This is a genomic window from Rubellimicrobium roseum (genome assembly GCF_006152145.1).
GTDB classification, from domain to species: domain Bacteria; phylum Pseudomonadota; class Alphaproteobacteria; order Rhodobacterales; family Rhodobacteraceae; genus Rubellimicrobium; species Rubellimicrobium roseum.
In genome coordinates, this window is record NZ_VDFV01000062.1 from 1 (window position 1) to 18,095 (window position 18,095).

Sequence of the window (18,095 nt, forward strand, 5' to 3'; positions counted from 1 at the left end):
CCGTCCCGCTGGGAGAGACCGCCCGCCGGTCTCGCAAAGACCCAGCCGCCGCGCGTCGTGGACGCGCCCCCGCAGCCCCGGCGTGGCGTCCGGGCTGCGCGGCCGATGGACCGACCCCGCGCGACCCGCGCGGCGGTGACGCATCGGCCCTCCCTTCGGGGAGCCTCAGTAGCCCTGCTTGAGCAGCCGCCCCTTCTGGCGGTTCCAGTCGCGCTCGGCCTCGGTCGCGCGCTTGTCGTGGAGCTTCTTGCCTTTGGCGATGCCGATCTTGAGCTTCACCCGGCCCTTGTCGTCGAAATACATCGACAGCGGCACGATGGTCATGCCCTCGCGCTGCGTGGCCGACCAGAGCCGCGCCAGCTCCTTGTTCTTGACCAGCAGCTTGCGCCGCCGCCGCTCCTCGTGGCCCCAGGTCTTGGCGGGGTTGTAGGGCGCGATGTAGGCGTTGGTCAGCCACAGCTCGCCGTTCTCGACGCTGGCATAGCTTTCGGCGATGTTCGACTGCCCCGTGCGCAGCGACTTCACCTCGCTCCCCATCAGGACGATCCCGGCCTCCAGGTCGTCCTCGATATGGTAGTCGAACCGCGCCCGGCGGTTCTCGGAGATCAGCTTGCGGTTGGGGTTCTTGTCCTGCACCATGATCCGCCCGAGATAGGCGTCCCGCCCTCCGTTGTCCAGAAAACCCGCGCCCTCCTTGCCTAGGCGGTTTTCAGCCTAACGCCGTCGGATCGCCTCGATTGCCAGGCGAAGCGAGCCATTCTTGTCATCATAACATCACATTAGCTCATTGTCGGGAACGGAGCTGCGCATGAATGGATCCTTGATCGAGCTTCGGCTGGATCGCCTGAGCCGGTTCGTCTGGCTCGCGACGGCCCTGGTCTTCGGTCTGGGCGTCCTGCACGTCTACCTCGTGGCCGCGCAGGGATGGGACCCCAAGGGCCCCCTGCGGGCCCTCAACCTCGATGCCGAAGCGGTGCTGCCCGCCTGGTACAGCTCGATCCTGCTCTATTCCTCGGGTCTGGCCCTGATCGTGGTGGGGCTTGCCGAGGGACGCGCCGGCGGGGCCCGGACCTTCTGGTTCGGCCTGGCGGCGGTCATGATCTACATGTCGCTGGACGAGAGCGCCTCGCTCCACGAGCAGTCGGCCCATCTGGCGGACGACTTCGGCCTGCCGTTCCAGACGCTCGCCCATCCCGGCTTCGCCTGGCTGTTCTTCGGTCTGGCCGGCGTCGCGGCCGTGGCCTTCGTCGCGATCCCGATGCTGCACCGGATCGACCGCCGGACGTCGGCCCGCTTCGTCCTGGCCGGCGCTGTGTATGTCTTCGGGGCCCTCGTCATGGAGTTCGTCGGCAGCCGGCCCTACGCGGCCTCCAACGGAACGTCCGGCCATGCCCTCATCTATGTCACCGTGGAGGAAGCGTTCGAGTTCCTGGGCCTGACCCTGTTCCTGACCACGGTGATCGACCATCTCGCGGCCCATCACCCGCGGATCGAGCTCCGCCTGCGCACGTCGCCCTCGGCCGCCGGGGCGCCGATGCCGGATCACGCGGCCGCGCGCCCGACCCCGGCGGAATGACCGGGCGGCCTCAGCCCGCCCCTTCGAACCAGGCCCGGATCGCCGCCCGTTCCTCGTCGCTGATCCCCGACAGGTTGCCCGGCGGCATCGCGTGGCTCGCCCCCGCCTGCAGGTAGATGGCCCGCGCCTGACGCGCGATCTGCGCCTCGGTTTCCAGCATCACGCCCTTCGGCGGCCAGAGGATGCCGTCCCAGAAGGGCTCGGCCGCGTGGCACATCGAACAGCGGCCCAGCACGATGTCCTGCACCTCGGCGAAGCCCGCCGCCTGCGCATAGTGCCGCTCGACTGGCGTCGCCGCCGCGGCGGTGGTGTCGTCATAGGCATAGGCGCGCGGGCTCGCGAGCCAGACGATCAGGAGGAAGATCACCGCCGTCGCGGCCCAGGTCCAGTGCGGGTGCCCCTTGCGGGCGTGGACGGTGTTGAACCAGTGCCGGATCGTCACCCCCATCAGGAACACCAGGGACGCGATGGCCCAGGTGTTCTGCCCGGCGAAGGCCAGGGGATAGTGGTTCGACAGCATCAGGAAGATGACGGGCAGCGTCAGGTAGTTGTTGTGGGTGCTGCGCTGCTTGGCGATCTTGCCGTACTTCGGGTCCGGCACCCGCCCGGCCTTCAGGTCCGCGACGACGACCCGCTGGTTCGGCATGATGGTGAAGAACACGTTCCCCGACATGATCGTGGCCGTGAAGGCCCCCAGGTGCAGCAGCGCCGCCCGCCCCGAGAAGACGCTGGTGTAGAACAGGCTCATCAGCACGATGACGCCGAACAGCGCCACCATGAGCGGCACGGGCTCCTGCCCGAACCGGCTCCTGCAGAGCTGGTCGTAGACCACCCAGCCTAGCCCCAGCGAGGCCCCCGAGATCAGCGCCCCCTGCCAGACCGGGATGTCGAGCACCTGCGGGTCGATCAGGTAGAGCTCGCCCCCGAGCCAGTAGACCAGCACCAGCAGCGTGAAGCCCGACAGCCACGTCGAGTAGCTCTCCCACTTGAACCACACGAGGTCGTTGGGCAGCGACTTGGGCGCGACCAGATACTTCTGGATGTTGTAGAAGCCGCCGCCATGGACCTGCCACTCCTCCCCGTCCGCGCCCGTGGACAGGTTGCGGTCCCGGTGCAGCCCCAGGTCGAGCGCGATGAAGTAGAAGCTCGACCCGATCCAGGCCACGGCGGTGATGACATGGAGCCAGCGGACCGCGAACTCGACCCAGTGCTCCAGCACGGCAAGATCGTACATCACGAGCCCCGATAGGTCGAATAGCCGAAGGGCGACAGGAGCAGCGGCACGTGGTAGTGCCCCGCTTCCATGCCGAAGCGGATCGGGATCTCGTCGAGGAAGGCGGGCTCCGTCAGGGCCGCGCCGATCCCGCGAAGGTAGTCGCCCGCGTGGAAGGTCAGCTCGTAGATCCCGGCCGCGAACCGCTCGCGCGGCAGGATCGGCCCGTCCGTCCGCCCGTCATGGTTCGTGACCACCTCGGCGAGCCGCTCGCGCGCGGTTCCCCCGATCCGGTCCAGCGTGATCCTCAGCCCCGCCGCGGGCAGTCCCCGCGCGGTGTCGAGCACATGCGTCGTCAGAAATCCCTCGGCCATGCGGTCCCCTCGTTTCGCTTCTTTTCGGCCCCGCCCGCCCGGCTTGCAACCCCGACCGGGCCCGGCCTACCAAGTGGTGAACAGGAGTTCCCGATGCCCGACCGTTATCCCCGCGACCTGCGCGGTTATGCAGCGACCCCGCCCGAGGCGGACTGGCCCGGCGGCGCCCGCGTGGCCGTGAGCCTCGTGCTCAATTACGAGGAAGGAGGCGAGAACTCGATCCTCCACGGCGACGCCGCCTCCGAGGCCTTCCTGTCGGACATCGCCGGCGCCCAGCCCTGGCCCGGGATGCGCCACTGGAACATGGAGTCGATCTACGACTACGGCGCCCGCGCCGGCTTCTGGCGGCTCCACCGGATGCTCCGGGACCGTCCCGTGACGATCTACGGCGTGGCGACCGCGCTCGCTCGGAACCCCGAACAGGTCGCCGCCATGAAGCAGGCGGACTGGGAAATCGCCTCGCATGGCCTCAAGTGGGTCGAGCACAAGGACATGGACGAGGCCACCGAGCGCGCCCAGATCGCCGAGGCGATCCGCCTCCACACCGAAGTGGTCGGAGTGCCCCCGCGCGGCTGGTACACCGGCCGCTGCTCCGCCAGCACCGTCCGCCTCACTGCCGAGACCGGACAATTCGACTGGATCAGCGACACCTACGACGACGACCTGCCGCATTGGGCCGAGGTGGGCTCGCGCGACCAGCTCGTGATTCCCTACACGCTGGAATGCAACGACATGCGATTCGCGGTCGCGCCCGGCTGGGTGACGGGCCGCGACTTCGGCGACTACCTTTGCGACACGTTCGACACGCTTTACGCCGAGGGCGGGCGGATGATGTCGGTCGGGCTCCATTGCCGCCTCGTCGGACGCCCCGGCAAGGCCAAGGGCCTGCAGCAGTTCCTCAACCACGCGGCGCAGAAGGGCGGCGCCTGGTTCGCCACCCGCGGCCAGATCGCCGCCCACTGGGCCGCCCGCCACCCGCCCTCCCGGGGCGAGCGCCCGTCCGAGATGCACCGCAAGGCCTTCGTCCAGCGCTTCGGCAGCATCGTCGAGCACTCCCCCTGGGTGGCCGAGCGCGCCTGGATGCTGGAGCTGGGCCCCGCCCACGACAGCGCCACGGGCCTCGCCAACGCCCTCGCCCGCGTGCTGCGCACCGCCTCCGAAGAGGAAAAGCTCGACGTCCTGCAAGCCCATCCCGACCTCGCGGGCAAGCTGGCCGCGGCCAGGCGTCTCACCGCGGACTCGACCGCCGAGCAGGCCAGCGCCGGCCTCGATGCCCTGACCGACGAGGAGCGCGAGCGGTTCACGACCCTGAACGCGGCCTACACCGACCGCTTCGGCTTTCCCTTCATCATCGCCGTGCGCGACCACGACAAGACGGGCATCCTGGCCGCCTTTGAACGCCGCCTCCATAACGACCGCGCCACCGAGTTCGCCGAGGCCCTGGCCCAGGTCGAACGCATCGCCGAACTGCGCCTGAAAGCGATCCTGCCATGACCCATCCTGCCCCCCTGACCCAGGACGCTCAGGTCCGCAGCTACGCCTTCCCGCCCGGGGGCTTGCCTGACCAGTCGGGTGACCCCGCCGCCAACCGGGCCGTCTTCACGACCGCCTACGCCTTCATCCCGGCCGCCGTGCAGCGCGACATCGTCACCAGCTTCTTTCCCGGCTGGCACGGCACCCGCGCCTGGATCCTCGCGCGCCCGCTCTCGGGCTTCGCCGAGACCTTCGCGCAGTATGCGGTCGAGGTGGAGCCCGGCGGAGGAAGCGACGCGCCCGAGCCCGACGCCAGCGCCGAGGGCGTGATTCTGGTCGCCGAGGGCACGGGCCTCCTCCACATCGGCGAGGACACCCACGAACTCGCCGCCGGAAGCTACGCCTACCTGCCCCCGTCCTCGGCCTGGAGCCTGCGCGCCACCTCGCGCCTGCGCCTGCACTGGGTCCGTCGCCGCTACGTCCCCGCCCGGGGGGTCCGGCTCCCCGAGCCCTTCGTGACCTCGGACCAGGCCACGCCGGTGCGCTGGATGCCGAACACCGACCTCTGGGGCACGACCCGCTTCGTGGAGCCGGAAGACCTCCGCCACGACATGCATGTCAACATCGTGACCTTCCGACCCAGCGGCCGCATCCCCTTCGCCGAGACCCATGTCATGGAGCACGGCCTCTACGTGCTGGAAGGGACCGCGCGCTACCTGCTCAACACCGACTGGGTGGAGGTCGGCCCCGGCGACTTCATGTGGCTGCGCGCCTTCTGCCCGCAGGCCTGCGAGGCGACCGGGGACGGCCCGTTCCGCTACCTGCTCTACAAGGACGTGAACCGCCACCCGGCACTGACGCTCTGACCATGACCGATATCGTCATCGAACCGCTCACCCTGGACGCCTTCGCCCCCTTCGGCGACGTGCTGGAGGCGTCCGGCCCGCCGGACCGCCTCATCAACCAGGGGCTCTGCGGCCGCTTCCACGACCGCGCCCGCCTCGACTTCGGAAAGGGCCGTGCCGGAATCAGCGTCTTCGACGCCGAGCCGCGCGCCCTCCCCTACCGGCTGGACATGGTGGAGCGGCACCCGCTGGGCTCCCAGGCCTTCCTGCCCATGACGCAGCACCCCTTCCTCGTAATCGTGGCTGAGGGACGGGACTCGACCCCGGGCCGCGTCCGGGCCTTCCTGACCGCGCCCAGCCAGGGCATCAACCTTCTGCGCAACACTTGGCACGGGGTGCTCACGCCCCTCCACGCGCCCGGCCTCTTCGCCGTGGTGGACCGGATCGGCGAGGGCGCGAATCTTGAGGAGTTCCGGTTTCCCGAGCCACCGACGATCTATGGCAGCTTGGGATAGAACAGCCCGCTGGGCGAGGGCGTGAAGATCTCGACCCCTGTGGAGGTGATGCCCACCGAATGCTCGAACTGCGCCGACAGCGACTTGTCGCGCGTCACAGCCGTCCAGTCGTCCGCCAGGACCTTGGTCTCGGGCCGGCCGAGGTTCACCATCGGCTCGATGGTGAAGAACATCCCCTCCTCCAGGCGCGGCCCGGTCCCCGGCTTGCCGTAGTGGAGAACGTTCGGCGGTGCGTGGAACACCCGGCCCAGCCCATGGCCGCAGAAGTCACGGACCACGGACATGCGGTTTCCCTCCACATGCGCCTGGATCGCCGCGCCGATGTCGCCGAAGGTCGAGCCGGGCTTCGCGGCCTCGATCCCCCGCATCAGCGCGTCATGCGTGACCTGGATCAGCCGCTCGGCCTTGCGCGAGGGGGTGCCCGCCACGAACATCCGGCTCGTGTCGCCGTACCAGCCGTCGACGATCACGGTCACGTCGATGTTCAGGATGTCGCCGTCCTTCAGCACCTTGTCGCCCGGGATGCCATGGCAGACCACGTGGTTCACGCTGATGCAGGACGCGTGCTGGTAGCCCTTGTAGCCGATGGTAGCCGACAGGGCGCCGCGCGCCTCGACCATGGCGGTGATGATCCGGTCGATCTCGCCGGTGGTCTGGCCGGGCACGACATGGGAGCCGATGTCGTCGAGGATCTCCGCCGCGACCCGACCCGCCACGCGCATGCCGGCAAAATCGACCGGCTCGTGGATGCGGATCCCGTCGCGGGTGAGGCGGCCCCTGCGTTCGTCCACTGCTCGCGTCCTTTCCTGACTGCGGGGGGAATAGGCCAAGCCCGCGGCGAGTTCCAGCGGCGAGGCTGGAAGGCCCGGGGGCGAGGACCTATACCTCAGCCCCAGCACAAGCGCGAGGCCTTTTCATGAACCCCACGGCCGCGATCCTCGTCATCGGGGACGAGATCCTCTCGGGCCGCACCCGCGACTCCAACATGCATTTCCTGGCGCAGGAACTGGCACGGGTCGGCATCGACCTGCAGGAGGCGCGCGTCGTGCCTGACCGGCACCCCATCATCGTCGCGGCCGTGCGGGCGCTGTCCGAGGCTCACGATCACGTCTTCACGAGCGGCGGTATCGGCCCCACCCACGACGACATCACCGCAGACGCGGTGGCCGAGGCAATGGGGGTGCCGCTCGGCGTGCGCGAGGACGCCCGTTCGATCCTGCAGGCCCATTACGACCGCATGGGCGTGGAGATCAACGAGGCCCGGCTGCGCATGGCCCGCGTGCCTGAAGGCGCCACGCTCATCGACAATCCGGTCAGCGCCGCCCCCGGCTTCTCCATCCGCAACGTCCACGTGATGGCCGGCGTGCCCCGCATCTTCGAGGCCATGGCCGCAGGCCTCTTGCCCCGCCTGACCGGCGGCACGCCGCTCCTGTCGCAGAGCTATCGAATCCTGAAGGGCGAGGGCGAGATCGCGGGCCCGCTCGCCATCCTTCAGGCCGACTTCCCGGACCTGCTGATGGGCTCCTACCCGTTCCAGCAGAACGGCGCCTTCGGGGCCAACATCGTGATCCGGGGACCCGACGGCGGACGGCTGCACGAGGCGATGACGCGGCTGGCGGCGCTCTTTCCCGAATGAGCTTCGCCGGGCGGCTCGCGGCGGCCCTGGCGGTCATGGCCGCGCCCGTCGCGGCTCTGACCCTGGACCTGCCTCCCTCGGCCACCCTCGCGCTGGATGAGGCCGAGCCGCTGGGAAGCCATGCCCTCGCCACCTCGGCCTGGGCGCAGGGAACGCTCGCCTCCATGGTCGTCGAGGGCGAGGTGACGCAGCGGGTCTGGCAGGTGCCCTCGCCCGATCGCACGACGCTCCAGCTTCTGGCGCCGCTGCGGGACCAGATCGCGGCGCAAGGGTTCCGGCCACTGCTCGACTGCGCGGGCGAGGCCTGCGGCGGCTTCGATTTCCGCGCCGCGCTCGAGATCCTGCCCCCGCCCGCGATGTTCGTCGACCTCGTGGACTTCCGGTACCTCTCGGCCGTGGCCGGGAAAGAGGCGATCAGCCTTCTCGTGAGCCGGAGCGGCGAGCGAGGGTATATCCAGCTTGTCCGCGTGGCTCCGGCCCGTCCGGAGGCACAGCCGGCAACCGTTCCAGCCGCGGGACCCGACACCTTCACGGCCCGTATCGAAGGCGAGGGCCGGGTGGTGCTGGAGGGGCTCGCCTTCCGCACGGGTTCGGCCGACCTGGCCCCGGGCGGGGAGGCGATGCTGGCCGCCCTCGCCGCCTATCTCGGGGCCAATGCCGGTCGTCGCGTGGCGTTGGTCGGGCACACCGACGCGCAGGGGCCGCTGGCGGCCAATGTCGCGCTCTCCAGACAACGCGCCGAGGCCGTGGCCGAGCGTCTCGTGTCGGCGCACGGCGTCCGCCAGACTCAACTGCTGGCCGAGGGCATGGGCTGGCTCGCCCCCACGGCCACCAATCTCACGCCGGAAGGCCGGGAGACCAACCGCCGCGTCGAGGCTGTGATCCTTCCGCCCTGAGGCGGCCCGCGCCGCTCACCAGGTCTCGGGGCCCTTGTCCGAGAAGGCGTCCACCAGGAAGTCGATGAAGGCGCGCACCTTGGGCTGTGTGAAGCGGCCCGGCGGATACACGGCGTAGATCCCCTGGACCTCCACCGGCAGGCCGGGGATCGCTTCCTCGACAAGGCCCTTCTGCATGGCCTCCGAGTAGAGGAAGGACGGCAGATAGGCGATTCCCAGTCCCGAGATGCAGGCGTTGAGCAGCGACTGCCCGTCGTTGACGGTGAGCCAGCCCGTGGTGCGGATCTGCCGCTTCTCGCCCGAGGGCGCCGTGATCTTCCAAACGGCGGCGTTGGCCTGGTTCGAATAGTGCAGGAGCTTGTGCTCGTTGAGGTCGTCGATCTTCTCGGGGCGGCCGTACTGCTGGAAGTAGGACGGCGAGGCAATCATCCGCCGCGTGGTGTCCGCGAGCTTGCGGGCCCGCAGCGTCGAGTCCTCAAGCTCCCCGATGCGGATCGCCATGTCGAAGCCTTCGGAGATGAGCTCCACGTAACGGTTGTTCAGCACCATGTTCACGGTGATGCCCGGATGCTGCTGCAGGAACTCACCCAGCACGGGGCTCAGGTGGTTCACGCCGAAGTCGGTGGCGACCGAGATGCGCAGGAGACCTGAGGGCGCTGTCTGCATGGAGGTGACCAGCGCGTCCGCCTCGCCCGCATCGTTCAGGACCCGTCGCGCCCGGTCGTAGTAGGCCAGCCCGATCTCGGTGGGCGACACGCGGCGCGTGGTGCGATTGAGAAGCCGCGCGCCAAGCCGCGCCTCGAGCGCCGAGACATGCTTGGAGACGGCCGACTTGGAGATGCCCATCTTCTTGGCGGCGTCCGTGAAGCCCCCTTGGTCCACCACCGTGGCGAAGGCCTCCATCTCGGTCAGGCGATCCATGCTCGTTCCTCAAGTGCAGGCAATGACGCCTGTCTTGTTCCCAAATCCGGCACAATTGGGACTGACCCCGGTCAAATCCGGGGTTTTGCATGGAATTGGCCGAAGACGAGGAAACGTATCAGAGGGCGAGAGCGAGCCGCGTGCCTTGGTCAATGGCCCGCTTGGCATCGAGCTCGGCCGCGATGTCAGCGCCGCCGATGACATGAACGGAGCGGCCCCGGGCCTGGAGCGCCTTGGCCAGCCCCCGCTCGGGTTCCTGCCCGGCGCAGAGCACCACCGTGTCCGCGGGGATCAGCGTAGACTCATTGGCGGAGCCGAGCCGAACCCAGAGGCCCTCGGGCACGATCCGCTCGTAGGTGGCGCCGCCCAGCATCCGCACGCCCTTCATCTGCAACGAGGCGCGGTGGATCCAGCCGGTGGTGCGACCGAGACGCCGCCCGGGCCGCTCGGGCCGGCGCTGGAGAAGCGTGACCTCGCGCAGGGCCGGATGCGGGCGGGCCCCCAAGGGATCGAGGCCCCCCGGCGTCCGGGCCGGGTCGCCCACGCCCCATTCCGCCAGCCAGGCTGGCAGGTCGAGGGTCGGGCTTTCGCCCGTCACCAGGAACTCGGTAACGTCGAAGCCGATGCCGCCTGCCCCGATCACCGCCACGCGCGCTCCCGCGACGACGCGGCCCGTGAGGATGTCGGCATAGGAGGCCACGTGAGGCAGGTCCTGGCCAGGGATGCCGGGATCGCGCGGACGCACGCCCGTGGCGACGATCACCTCGTCGAACGGAGCGAGGTCGGCGGCGCCGGCTTCCTGTCCAAGCCGCAGGTCGATGCCGCGCCGGGTGACCATGGTTTCGAACCAGCCGACAAGAGGGCCGAACTCCTCCTTGCCCGGCACGGCGCGGGCGAGGTTCAGTTGCCCGCCGATCCGGGCCTCCCGCTCGAAGAGGACGACGGAGTGGCCGCGCTCGGCCGCGGTGAGCGCCACCGACAGCCCCGCCGGGCCCGCGCCCACCACGGCGATGCGCCGGGGGGCGAGTGCGGGACGGGCGATCAGCTCGGTCTCGTGCGCCGCGCGCGGGTTCACCAGACAGGTCGCGATCTTGCCCGCGAAGGTGTGGTCGAGGCAGGCCTGGTTGCAGGCGATGCAGGGGGCGATCTCGCGCGAGCGCCCGGCGGCCGCCTTGGTGACGAAGTCGGGGTCCGCCAGGAAAGGCCGGGCGAGACTCACGAGGTCCGCGTCGCCGCGCGCCAGGATGTCTTCGGCGACCTCGGGCGTGTTGATGCGGTTCGAGGCGATCACCGGGATCGATACCTCCTGCCGCAGCCGCGCCGTGAGCCAGGTCCAGGCGCCACGCGGGACCGGCGTGGCAATGGTGGGCACCCGGGCCTCGTGCCAGCCGATGCCCGAGTTGAGCGCGTCCGCCCCGGCCGCCTGCACGGCTTGCGCGAGGGCCACGACCTCGTCCCAGGCCTGACCGCCTTCCACGAGGTCGATGAGCGAGATGCGGTAGATCAGCGCCCGTTCAGGACCGAGCGCGGCCCGGACCCGCTGAACCACGTCAAGGGGGAAGCGCATCCGGTTCTCGATCATCCCGCCCCAGCCGTCCGTCCGCCGGTTGGTGCGGACGCTCAGGAACTGGTTGAGGAGATAGCCCTCGGAGCCCATGACCTCGACGCCGTCGTAGCCCGCCTCGACGGCACGGCGGGCGGTGGCGGCGATGGCGGCGGCCTGCGCCTCGATCCCCGCCGCGTCCAGCTCCCGCGGCGGGAAAGGGCTGATCGGGGACTTGAGCGCCGAGGGCGCCACGCAGTCGGGTCCGTAGGCGTAGCGGCCCGCGTGCAGGATCTGGAGGGCGATCCGGCCACCGGCGGCGTGCACGGCGTCGGTGATGCGACGATGGTTGGCGATGTCGCGGTCCGTGAAGAGCCCCGCCGCCCCGGGGAACACGCCCCCCTCGCGGTTCGGAGCCATGCCGCCGGTCACGATCAGCCCCGCCGAGGCGCGGGCCGCGTAGAAGGCGGCGACCCGGTCCCAGTCGCCCGCTTCCTCCAGACCCGTGTGCATGGAGCCCATGAGGACCCGGTTGGGCAGATCGACCGCGCCGAGGCGGAGGGGAGACAGGAGGTGCGGGTAGGTGTTCATGGCCCGGTTATGCCCGGAGGCGCCCCCCGGATCACGCGGGACGCCGCGTCAGAGGGGCGCCCGGCCACCCTTGGCGACCGGGCCGGGACCCTTACTGGTCCATGTAGACGTGACGCTCGCCCTTGGCTCCGGGATGGGTCACGGCACCGTAGCGCGCGCCGCCCACGAGCTTGGCGAACTTCCAGATCGCGCCCGAGGCGTACTGGGTCTCGCGCGGGCCCTGCCATTCGGCGCGGCGCTGCGCGAGCTCCTCGTCCGACAGTGCCACGGACAGCTCGCCCGTTACGGCGTTCAGCGTGATCATGTCGCCGTTCCGCAGCAGCGCGATCGGTCCGCCATGGGCGGCCTCGGGACCGACATGGCCCACGCAGAAGCCCCGCGTCGCGCCCGAGAAGCGGCCGTCGGTGATGAGCGCGACCTTCTTGCCCATGCCCTGGCCCGAGAGGGCGGCGGTGGTGGACAGCATCTCGCGCATGCCGGGGCCGCCGGCGGGGCCCTCGTTGCGGATGACGATGACCTCGCCTTCCTTGTATTCGCGGGCCTTGACGGCGGCGAAGGCGTCCTCCTCGCATTCGAAGACGCGGGCGGGGCCGGTGAAGACCTGCTCGGACTCGGTCATGCCGGCGACCTTCACGATGGCTCCGTCCGGGGCGAGATTGCCGCGCAGGCCCACGACGCCGCCCGTGCGGGTGAGCGGCGTGGCGACGGGGTAGATCACGCGGCCGTCGGCCTCGGCCCGGATCTCGTCAAGCTCCTCGCCGAGGGTGCGCCCCGACGCGGTGATGCAGTCCTCGTGCAGGAGGCCCGCCTTCTGCAGCTCCTTCATCACGACGGGGACGCCGCCGACCTCGTGCAGGTCCTTGGCGACGTACTTGCCGCCCGGGCGCAGGTCCACGAAGTAGGGCGTGTCCTTCATGATGTCGGCGACGTCGAAGAGGTCGAAGTCGATGCCCGCCTCGTGCGCGATGGCCGGCAGGTGCAGCGCCGCGTTGGTCGAGCCGCCCGTGCAGCCCACCACGCGGGCCGCGTTCTCCAGCGCCTTGCGGGTGACGATGTCGCGGGCGCGGATGTTCCTGGCGATCAGGTTCATGACCGCGACGCCGGTCGACTCGCAGTACTGGTCGCGGCTCTCGTAGGGGGCGGGGGCCGAGGAGGAGTTGAGGAGCGCGAGCCCGATCGCCTCGGAGACGCAAGCCATGGTGTTGGCGGTGTACTGCGCGCCGCAGGCCCCGGAGGACGGGCAGGCCACGCGTTCGAGAACGGCCAGCTCGGCGTCCGAGAAGACCCCGGCCTGATGCTGGCCCACGGCCTCGAAGACATCTTGCACAGTCACGTCGCGGCCCTGGTAGCGGCCTGGCAGGATCGAGCCGCCGTAGATGAAGACCGACGGAACGTTGAGGCGGACCATGGCCATCATCATGCCCGGCAGCGACTTGTCGCAGCCCGCGAGGCCCACGAGCGCGTCGTAGCAGTGGCCGCGCATGGTGAGCTCCACCGTGTCGGCAATGGCGTCGCGCGAGGCGAGCGAGGAGCGCATCCCCTCGTGCCCCATGGCGACGCCGTCGGTGACGGTGATGGTGGTGAACTCGCGGGGGGTGCCGCGGCCTTTCTTGACGCCCTGCTTGACGACCTGCGCCTGGCGGTTCAGCGCGATGTTGCAGGGGGCGGCCTCGTTCCAGCAGGTCGCGACGCCGACCCAGGGCTGGTGGATCTCCTCCTCGGTGATCCCCATGGCGTAGAAGTAGCTCCGGTGCGGCGCGCGGGCCGGGCCTTCGGTGACATGGCGGCTGGGCAGCCGCGACTTGTCGAAGCGTTGGTCGATCGTCATGGGGTCCCCCTCGGTTCGGGCGAAGGGGATACGCCCCTGACGCGGGGGCGTCCAGATGTCCGCTGGCAGCGGCGACTAGATGCCCGCGTACCAGTCGTAGCCGCGTTCCTCCCAGTAGCCGCCTTGGCCGGGAAGGTCGGCCACCACCTCGATGCCCCGGAGATACTTGGGCATCTTGTAGCCGAGCTGCCGCTCGACCCGGAGCCGGAGGGGCGCCCCGTTCGGGACCGGAAGCGCCCCGCCGTTTATGCCGTAGGCGAGGATCGTCTGCGGGTGGAGCGCGTCGCGCAGGGCGAGGCTTTCCCAATAGAGGACGTTGCCCGACAGCCCACGCTCGATGGTGTCCATGCAGCGGAAGACGACGAAGCGCGCCTCGGGGCGGAGCCCGGCCTCGGAGAGGAGGCGGGAAAGCGGCACGCCGGTCCATTCGGCGATGCAGGACCAGCCTTCGACGCAGTCGTGCCGGGTGATCTGGGTGCGGGAGGGCCGCGCCATCAGCTCGGGCAGCGACAGGGCCAGCGGCCGCTCGACCGCGCCCTCGACGGTCAGGCGCCAGTCGGCCCAGCCCGAGGCGAGGTGGCGGAGGTAGTCCTCATCCGGCGGAGAGGTCACGCCATTGGGGCGCATGGGCTGGCGGATGTCGGCGCGGGTGTATTCGGGGGCGAGATGGCCGTCCGCGAGGTTGCCCAGCGTCAGGTCCGTCAAGGTATTAGCGCTTTCGAGCACGTCGCGCAGCCCGCCGTCGCGCGGCAGGCGGTCGAAGACCTTGCAGCCCGACAGGAGCAGCGCGGGCGCCGCGAGCAGCAGCCGGCGGCGGATGGGGTCAGCGGGCATCGGGATCCTCTCCGGGGCTGAGGCGGTACCAGCCGGTGACGATGGAGCGCAGCTCGTTCAGCGGCCCGGCCAGAAGCGCCATCAGGATATGGACGACGACGAAGAGGACGAGCAGCACCATCTCGACGAAATGCAGGGTCCGCGCCGTCTGCCGCCCGCCGAAGACATCGAGCAGCCAGGGGGCGGCGGCGTTGAAGGACGGTGACATGCAGAGCCCCGTGAGGACCATCCCCGGCAGCAGCAGGAACAGCACCCCGAAATAGGAGAGCTTCTGGAGCACGCTGTAGCGGCGCCTGTAATGCAGCCTTAGCCGGGCATGGTCGGCGATGTCGCCCGACAGGGCGCGCAGGTCGCGCCAGCCGGGGATCACCTCCCGGAGGTGGCCGTTGAGCGTGCTCGCCAGGAGCCACAGGAGCAGGGTGGCGACGAGGACCCAGGCGAAGAAGAGATGCACGACGCGGCCGGTGGCGAGGTCCTGGTACGAAGGGATCGTGGCCCAGGACGGAAAGGCGCGCGCCTCGCCGCCCGACCAGCCGAGGAGACCCGTGGCCTCGAACCGCTGGCCGAAGAGGGTGACGGTGCCCACGGCAGGCGGAGGCGGCTCGCCCCTGGGCTCGAGCGGCCCGGCCTCGTGGGGCTCGGCGCCGATGACCAGGACCGCGTTGTCGAAGGCGAAGCCCGACTGCTCTCCGATGTAGAGGGCGGGGTGGGCGTTGAAGATCTGCAGGCCCGAGAGCAGCAGGAGGAACAGCGCCACCGCCCAGATCCAGTGCGTCAGGCGTGTCCAGACGTTCTGCCGGTAGACGAGCGGCCCGCGTCCCGTCCTTTCGATGTCCATGGCTGTCTCCTGTCCGGGATGCCTGCCCCGAGTCGAGCCACGTTCCATCCCGGGAAGAAGTTTCAGGACGGCCGGGGGTCCCCCGGGCCCGCGATTGCATTCGGTGGGGCTGCGGCTTATCTCCCCCCGTCAGAGCCTCGGAGGGCGCGCGCATGAACTGGATCTCGAACTACGTCCGCCCGCGGATCAACTCCATCTTCTCGCGCCGCGAGGTGCCGGAGAACCTCTGGTCCAAGTGCGACGAGTGCGGGCAGATGCTGTTCCACCGCGAGCTGGCCGACAACCTGAACGTCTGCCCGAACTGCGGGCACCACATGCCGATCAAGCCGCGCGAGCGGTTCAAGGCCTTCTTCGACGGCGGCGTCTTCGTCGAGGTGAAGGTGCCCGAGCCGATCCAGGACCCGCTCCAGTTCCGCGACCAGAAGAAGTACGTGGACCGCATCAAGGAGGCCCGCCGCACCACCGGCGAGAAGGAGGCCATGCTGGTCGCCGAGGGCGAGGTGAACCGCACCCCCATCGTCGCGGCGGCGCAGGACTTCTCCTACATGGCCGGCTCCATGGGCATGTACGTGGGCAACGCCATCGTCGCCGCCGCCGAGCGGGCGGTGCAGTTGAAGCGGCCGCTGGTGCTGTTCTCGGCCGCGGGGGGCGCGCGAATGCAGGAAGGCATCCTGAGCCTCATGCAGATGCCGCGCACCACCGTCGCCGTGCAGATGCTCAAGGAGGCGGGGCTCCCCTACATCGTGGTGCTGACGCATCCGACCACGGGCGGGGTCACGGCCTCCTATGCGATGCTGGGCGACGTGCAGATCGCCGAGCCGGGGGCGCTGATCTGCTTCGCCGGGCCCCGCGTCATCGAGCAGACCATCCGCGAGACGCTGCCCGAAGGGTTCCAGCGGGCGGAATACCTGCTCGACCACGGGATGCTGGACCGCGTCACGCCGCGCGGCAAGCTCAAGGACGAGATCGTCTGCATCCTGCGGATGCTCCTGCGCGAGCCACCCGCGGTGATGGCCGACCTGCCGGCGCCCGCGACCGCCTCGCCCGCGCAGTCCGCCCCCGTGGAACCGCCGGCGGCCGCCGCCGAATGACCGCCGGAAGCGACGTCCTGCTGGAGCGGATGACCCGGCTCCATCCGAAGATCATCGACCTGACGCTGGCCCGCGTGGAGCGGCTTCTGGCGGCGCTGGGCCACCCGGAGCGGCGCGTGCCCCCGGTGGTCCATGTCGCGGGCACGAACGGCAAGGGCTCGACCGTCGCCATGATCCGGGCGGGGCTGGAGGCGCAGGGCGACCTGTGCCACGTCTACACCTCGCCGCACCTCGCGCGGTTCCACGAGCGCATCCGGCTGGCCGGGGAACTGATCGGGGAAGAGCACCTGATGGCGGTGCTCGACCGCTGCATGGAGGCGAACGGCGAGGAGCCCATCACCTTCTTCGAGATCACCACCTGCGCGGCCTTCCAGGCCTTCGCCGAGACGCCGGCCGACTGGACCCTGCTGGAGGTGGGGCTGGGGGGGCGGCTGGACGCCACGAACGTCGTGGACCGTCCGCGCCTCACGGTCATCACGCCGGTGGACATGGACCACCAGCAGTACCTGGGCGACACGTTGGGCAAGATCGCGGGCGAGAAGGCCGGGATCATCAAGCGCGGCGTGCCGGTCGTCGTGTCGCGGCATCATCCGGAGGCGCTGGAGGTCATCGAGGCCAGGGCGGCCCGGATGGGGGCGCCGGTGCTGGCCTATGGGCAGCAGTGGCACGCGGGCGTCGAGGACGGGCGGCTGGTCTACCGCGATGAGCGGGGGCTGCTGGACCTGCCGCTGCCGAACCTGCCGGGGCCGCACCAGATCATCAACGCCGGGACGGCCCTGGCCGCGATGCGGGAGCTGGGCCTGTCGGACGAGGCCTGCGAGGCGGGCGTGACGCGGGCCGAGTGGCCGGCGCGGATGCAGCGGCTGCGGGGCCCTCTGGCCGAGATGGTGGGGCCGGGCGAGCTGTGGCTCGACGGCGGGCACAACCCGGCGGCGGGCGAGGCCATCGCGGCGACCCTGACCGGGATGCCGCCGGCGCGGACGCATCTCGTCTGCGGGATGCTCAACACCAAGGACGTGGGGGGCTTCATGCAGCCCCTCGCGGGGGTGGCCGAGCGGCTCTGGGCGGTGTCGATCCCGAACGAGGCCAACACGCTGCCGGCCGAGGTCACGGCGGAGCACGCGCGCGAGGCGGGGCTGACGGCGGACGTGGCGGACGGGGTGCGCGAGGCCATCGCGGCGGCGACGGGGATGGGCGCTCAACGAATCCTGATCTGCGGGTCCCTTTATCTTGCGGGGCATGTGCTAAGATCGGGGGCATGATCCGTCTTGCCCTTCTCCTGGCCCTCGGGGGCCAGCCCGCCCAGGCTGCGCTCGTCCACTTCTGCTGGGCGGGGTCCAACGGCTACACCATGACGGGATCGATGGAGTTCCCGGACGCGCTGGCGAACGCGGAGGTCATCACCGAGGCCGACGTCACGCGCTTTCGCATCGCGGGGTTCAAGGACGGCGAGCTGATCGGGACCTGGGACATCTCCTCCCGCCAGCCCGACGACACCTGGTACCTGCGCTACTTCCCGCGCGAGATGCAGTTCCCGACCAACGGCGAGGTGCCGGGGCCCTTCGACCAGGGCTGGAACGCCGACGGGACGGCGGCGGACTGCGACGAAGGGGAGTTCGGCTTCAACGCCGGCAACTACGCGCAGGACTTCTGCCTGTCGGGGCTCTGGATCCAGGAATCGGGGGTCGAGCCCCAGAAGCCCTTCATCGCCCAGACCACCGCGCCGACCGACCCCGAATGCGGGGGGCCCGCGCTGCTGAGCAAGCGGCGGCGGGGCGAATAGCGGAGCGTTTCCCCTCGCTTGGGGGACGGACTCCGCGACCGCGCCGGGCGTGCCAGTCCACGGCGCGGGGGGCGCGTCCACGACGCGCGGCGGCTGGGTCTTTGCGAGACCGGCGGGCGGTCTCTCCCAGCGGGACGG

General features: G+C 70.3%; 18 protein-coding genes. 9 read left to right on the plus strand and 9 right to left on the minus strand.

Annotated elements, in window-relative coordinates:
- Nucleotides 1-165 precede the first annotated feature (165 nt).
- Complete coding sequence (gene smpB, locus FHG71_RS20710) at nucleotides 166-639, minus strand: SsrA-binding protein SmpB (RefSeq protein WP_139083598.1); 474 nt, start codon at nucleotides 637-639, stop codon at nucleotides 166-168.
- A 169-nt stretch (nucleotides 640-808) separates the two neighbouring features.
- Between smpB and FHG71_RS20715 the strand changes: the two genes are divergently transcribed.
- Nucleotides 809-1,576 (plus strand): hypothetical protein, encoded by a 768-nt coding sequence (locus tag FHG71_RS20715; protein ID WP_139083599.1) that lies wholly within the window; start codon nucleotides 809-811, stop codon nucleotides 1,574-1,576.
- A gap of 10 nt (nucleotides 1,577-1,586) precedes the next feature.
- On the opposite strand, the gene FHG71_RS20720 is transcribed toward FHG71_RS20715, so the two are convergent.
- Nucleotides 1,587-2,810 carry a urate hydroxylase PuuD gene (locus tag FHG71_RS20720; protein ID WP_139083600.1) on the minus strand — a complete coding sequence of 408 codons (1,224 nt, stop codon included), beginning with the start codon at nucleotides 2,808-2,810 and terminating at the stop codon, nucleotides 1,587-1,589.
- Entirely contained in the window at nucleotides 2,810-3,163 is a 354-nt protein-coding gene (gene uraH / locus FHG71_RS20725; RefSeq protein ID WP_139083601.1) for a hydroxyisourate hydrolase, read from the minus strand. The genes FHG71_RS20720 and uraH overlap by 1 nt, the downstream gene beginning before the upstream one ends.
- Nucleotides 3,164-3,256: 93 nt before the next feature.
- On the opposite strand from uraH, the gene puuE reads away from it, so the two are divergent.
- The 3 genes from puuE to FHG71_RS20740 are packed head-to-tail and all read left to right on the plus strand — an operon-like array spanning nucleotide 3,257 to nucleotide 5,996.
- The gene (gene puuE / locus FHG71_RS20730) at nucleotides 3,257-4,657 is read left to right on the plus strand and encodes an allantoinase PuuE (RefSeq protein WP_139083602.1); all 1,401 of its coding nucleotides are present in this window, start codon (nucleotides 3,257-3,259) and stop codon (nucleotides 4,655-4,657) included.
- Entirely contained in the window at nucleotides 4,654-5,502 is an 849-nt protein-coding gene (locus tag FHG71_RS20735) for a bifunctional allantoicase/(S)-ureidoglycine aminohydrolase (RefSeq protein WP_139083603.1), read from the plus strand. The genes puuE and FHG71_RS20735 overlap by 4 nt, the downstream gene beginning before the upstream one ends.
- A 2-nt stretch (nucleotides 5,503-5,504) precedes the next feature.
- Complete coding sequence (locus FHG71_RS20740; protein ID WP_139083604.1) at nucleotides 5,505-5,996, plus strand: ureidoglycolate lyase; 492 nt, start codon at nucleotides 5,505-5,507, stop codon at nucleotides 5,994-5,996.
- Here the strand turns inward: FHG71_RS20740 and map are convergent.
- On the minus strand, nucleotides 5,978-6,787 hold the full coding sequence (gene map, locus FHG71_RS20745) for a type I methionyl aminopeptidase (RefSeq protein ID WP_139083605.1): 810 nt from the start codon (nucleotides 6,785-6,787) through the stop codon (nucleotides 5,978-5,980). The genes FHG71_RS20740 and map overlap by 19 nt on opposite strands.
- A gap of 125 nt (nucleotides 6,788-6,912) precedes the next feature.
- Between map and FHG71_RS20750 the strand changes: the two genes are divergently transcribed.
- Both FHG71_RS20750 and FHG71_RS20755 read left to right on the plus strand, forming a co-directional pair.
- A complete protein-coding gene (locus FHG71_RS20750; protein ID WP_139083606.1) occupies nucleotides 6,913-7,632 on the plus strand; it encodes a competence/damage-inducible protein A in 720 nt (239 codons plus the stop codon).
- Nucleotides 7,629-8,528, plus strand: coding sequence for an OmpA family protein (locus FHG71_RS20755; protein ID WP_139083607.1), 900 nt, complete (start codon nucleotides 7,629-7,631; stop codon nucleotides 8,526-8,528). Before FHG71_RS20750 ends, FHG71_RS20755 begins: the two co-directional genes overlap by 4 nt.
- A gap of 15 nt (nucleotides 8,529-8,543) precedes the next feature.
- On the opposite strand, the gene FHG71_RS20760 is transcribed toward FHG71_RS20755, so the two are convergent.
- The 5 genes from FHG71_RS20760 to FHG71_RS20780 form a co-directional block, all read right to left on the minus strand.
- The gene (locus FHG71_RS20760) at nucleotides 8,544-9,449 is read right to left on the minus strand and encodes a LysR family transcriptional regulator (RefSeq protein ID WP_139083608.1); all 906 of its coding nucleotides are present in this window, start codon (nucleotides 9,447-9,449) and stop codon (nucleotides 8,544-8,546) included.
- Between the two features lie 118 nt (nucleotides 9,450-9,567).
- A complete protein-coding gene (locus FHG71_RS20765; RefSeq protein WP_139083609.1) occupies nucleotides 9,568-11,583 on the minus strand; it encodes an NADPH-dependent 2,4-dienoyl-CoA reductase in 2,016 nt (671 codons plus the stop codon).
- A 91-nt stretch (nucleotides 11,584-11,674) separates the two neighbouring features.
- Nucleotides 11,675-13,411: a dihydroxy-acid dehydratase gene (gene ilvD, locus FHG71_RS20770; RefSeq protein WP_139083610.1), complete on the minus strand. Its 1,737-nt coding sequence runs from the start codon at nucleotides 13,409-13,411 to the stop codon at nucleotides 11,675-11,677.
- 75 nt (nucleotides 13,412-13,486) lie between these two features.
- Complete coding sequence (locus FHG71_RS20775; protein WP_139083611.1) at nucleotides 13,487-14,245, minus strand: molybdopterin-dependent oxidoreductase; 759 nt, start codon at nucleotides 14,243-14,245, stop codon at nucleotides 13,487-13,489.
- Entirely contained in the window at nucleotides 14,235-15,083 is an 849-nt protein-coding gene (locus FHG71_RS20780; RefSeq protein ID WP_139083612.1) for a cytochrome b/b6 domain-containing protein, read from the minus strand. The genes FHG71_RS20775 and FHG71_RS20780 overlap by 11 nt, the downstream gene beginning before the upstream one ends.
- 152 nt (nucleotides 15,084-15,235) lie before the next feature.
- Here FHG71_RS20780 and accD point away from each other — a divergent pair, with 152 nt between their 5' ends.
- From accD to FHG71_RS20795, 3 genes are read left to right on the plus strand one after another with little or no spacing between them, the layout of a single operon-like run.
- Nucleotides 15,236-16,174 (plus strand): acetyl-CoA carboxylase, carboxyltransferase subunit beta, encoded by a 939-nt coding sequence (gene accD / locus FHG71_RS20785; RefSeq protein ID WP_139083613.1) that lies wholly within the window; start codon nucleotides 15,236-15,238, stop codon nucleotides 16,172-16,174.
- Entirely contained in the window at nucleotides 16,171-17,436 is a 1,266-nt protein-coding gene (locus tag FHG71_RS20790; protein ID WP_176559550.1) for a bifunctional folylpolyglutamate synthase/dihydrofolate synthase, read from the plus strand. The genes accD and FHG71_RS20790 overlap by 4 nt, the downstream gene beginning before the upstream one ends.
- A complete protein-coding gene (locus FHG71_RS20795; protein WP_139083614.1) occupies nucleotides 17,433-17,957 on the plus strand; it encodes a hypothetical protein in 525 nt (174 codons plus the stop codon). Before FHG71_RS20790 ends, FHG71_RS20795 begins: the two co-directional genes overlap by 4 nt.
- Nucleotides 17,958-18,095 lie beyond the last annotated feature (138 nt).

What these genes read in the sequence shown, in the direction of transcription:
- FHG71_RS20740 (WP_139083604.1), top strand. Translation starts at nt 5,505, where the DNA reads ATGACCGATATCGTCATCGAACCGCTCACCCTGGACGCCTTCGCCCCC.
- ilvD (WP_139083610.1), bottom strand. Translation starts at nt 13,411, where the DNA reads ATGACGATCGACCAACGCTTCGACAAGTCGCGGCTGCCCAGCCGCCAT.
- FHG71_RS20720 (WP_139083600.1), bottom strand. Translation starts at nt 2,810, where the DNA reads ATGTACGATCTTGCCGTGCTGGAGCACTGGGTCGAGTTCGCGGTCCGC.
- uraH (WP_139083601.1), bottom strand. Translation starts at nt 3,163, where the DNA reads ATGGCCGAGGGATTTCTGACGACGCATGTGCTCGACACCGCGCGGGGA.
- FHG71_RS20715 (WP_139083599.1), top strand. Translation starts at nt 809, where the DNA reads ATGAATGGATCCTTGATCGAGCTTCGGCTGGATCGCCTGAGCCGGTTC.
- FHG71_RS20790 (WP_176559550.1), top strand. Translation starts at nt 16,171, where the DNA reads ATGACCGCCGGAAGCGACGTCCTGCTGGAGCGGATGACCCGGCTCCAT.
- FHG71_RS20755 (WP_139083607.1), top strand. Translation starts at nt 7,629, where the DNA reads ATGAGCTTCGCCGGGCGGCTCGCGGCGGCCCTGGCGGTCATGGCCGCG.
- FHG71_RS20760 (WP_139083608.1), bottom strand. Translation starts at nt 9,449, where the DNA reads ATGGATCGCCTGACCGAGATGGAGGCCTTCGCCACGGTGGTGGACCAA.
- FHG71_RS20795 (WP_139083614.1), top strand. Translation starts at nt 17,433, where the DNA reads ATGATCCGTCTTGCCCTTCTCCTGGCCCTCGGGGGCCAGCCCGCCCAG.
- FHG71_RS20775 (WP_139083611.1), bottom strand. Translation starts at nt 14,245, where the DNA reads ATGCCCGCTGACCCCATCCGCCGCCGGCTGCTGCTCGCGGCGCCCGCG.
- puuE (WP_139083602.1), top strand. Translation starts at nt 3,257, where the DNA reads ATGCCCGACCGTTATCCCCGCGACCTGCGCGGTTATGCAGCGACCCCG.
- smpB (WP_139083598.1), bottom strand. Translation starts at nt 639, where the DNA reads ATGGTGCAGGACAAGAACCCCAACCGCAAGCTGATCTCCGAGAACCGC.
- FHG71_RS20750 (WP_139083606.1), top strand. Translation starts at nt 6,913, where the DNA reads ATGAACCCCACGGCCGCGATCCTCGTCATCGGGGACGAGATCCTCTCG.
- accD (WP_139083613.1), top strand. Translation starts at nt 15,236, where the DNA reads ATGAACTGGATCTCGAACTACGTCCGCCCGCGGATCAACTCCATCTTC.
- FHG71_RS20765 (WP_139083609.1), bottom strand. Translation starts at nt 11,583, where the DNA reads ATGAACACCTACCCGCACCTCCTGTCTCCCCTCCGCCTCGGCGCGGTC.
- FHG71_RS20780 (WP_139083612.1), bottom strand. Translation starts at nt 15,083, where the DNA reads ATGGACATCGAAAGGACGGGACGCGGGCCGCTCGTCTACCGGCAGAAC.
- FHG71_RS20735 (WP_139083603.1), top strand. Translation starts at nt 4,654, where the DNA reads ATGACCCATCCTGCCCCCCTGACCCAGGACGCTCAGGTCCGCAGCTAC.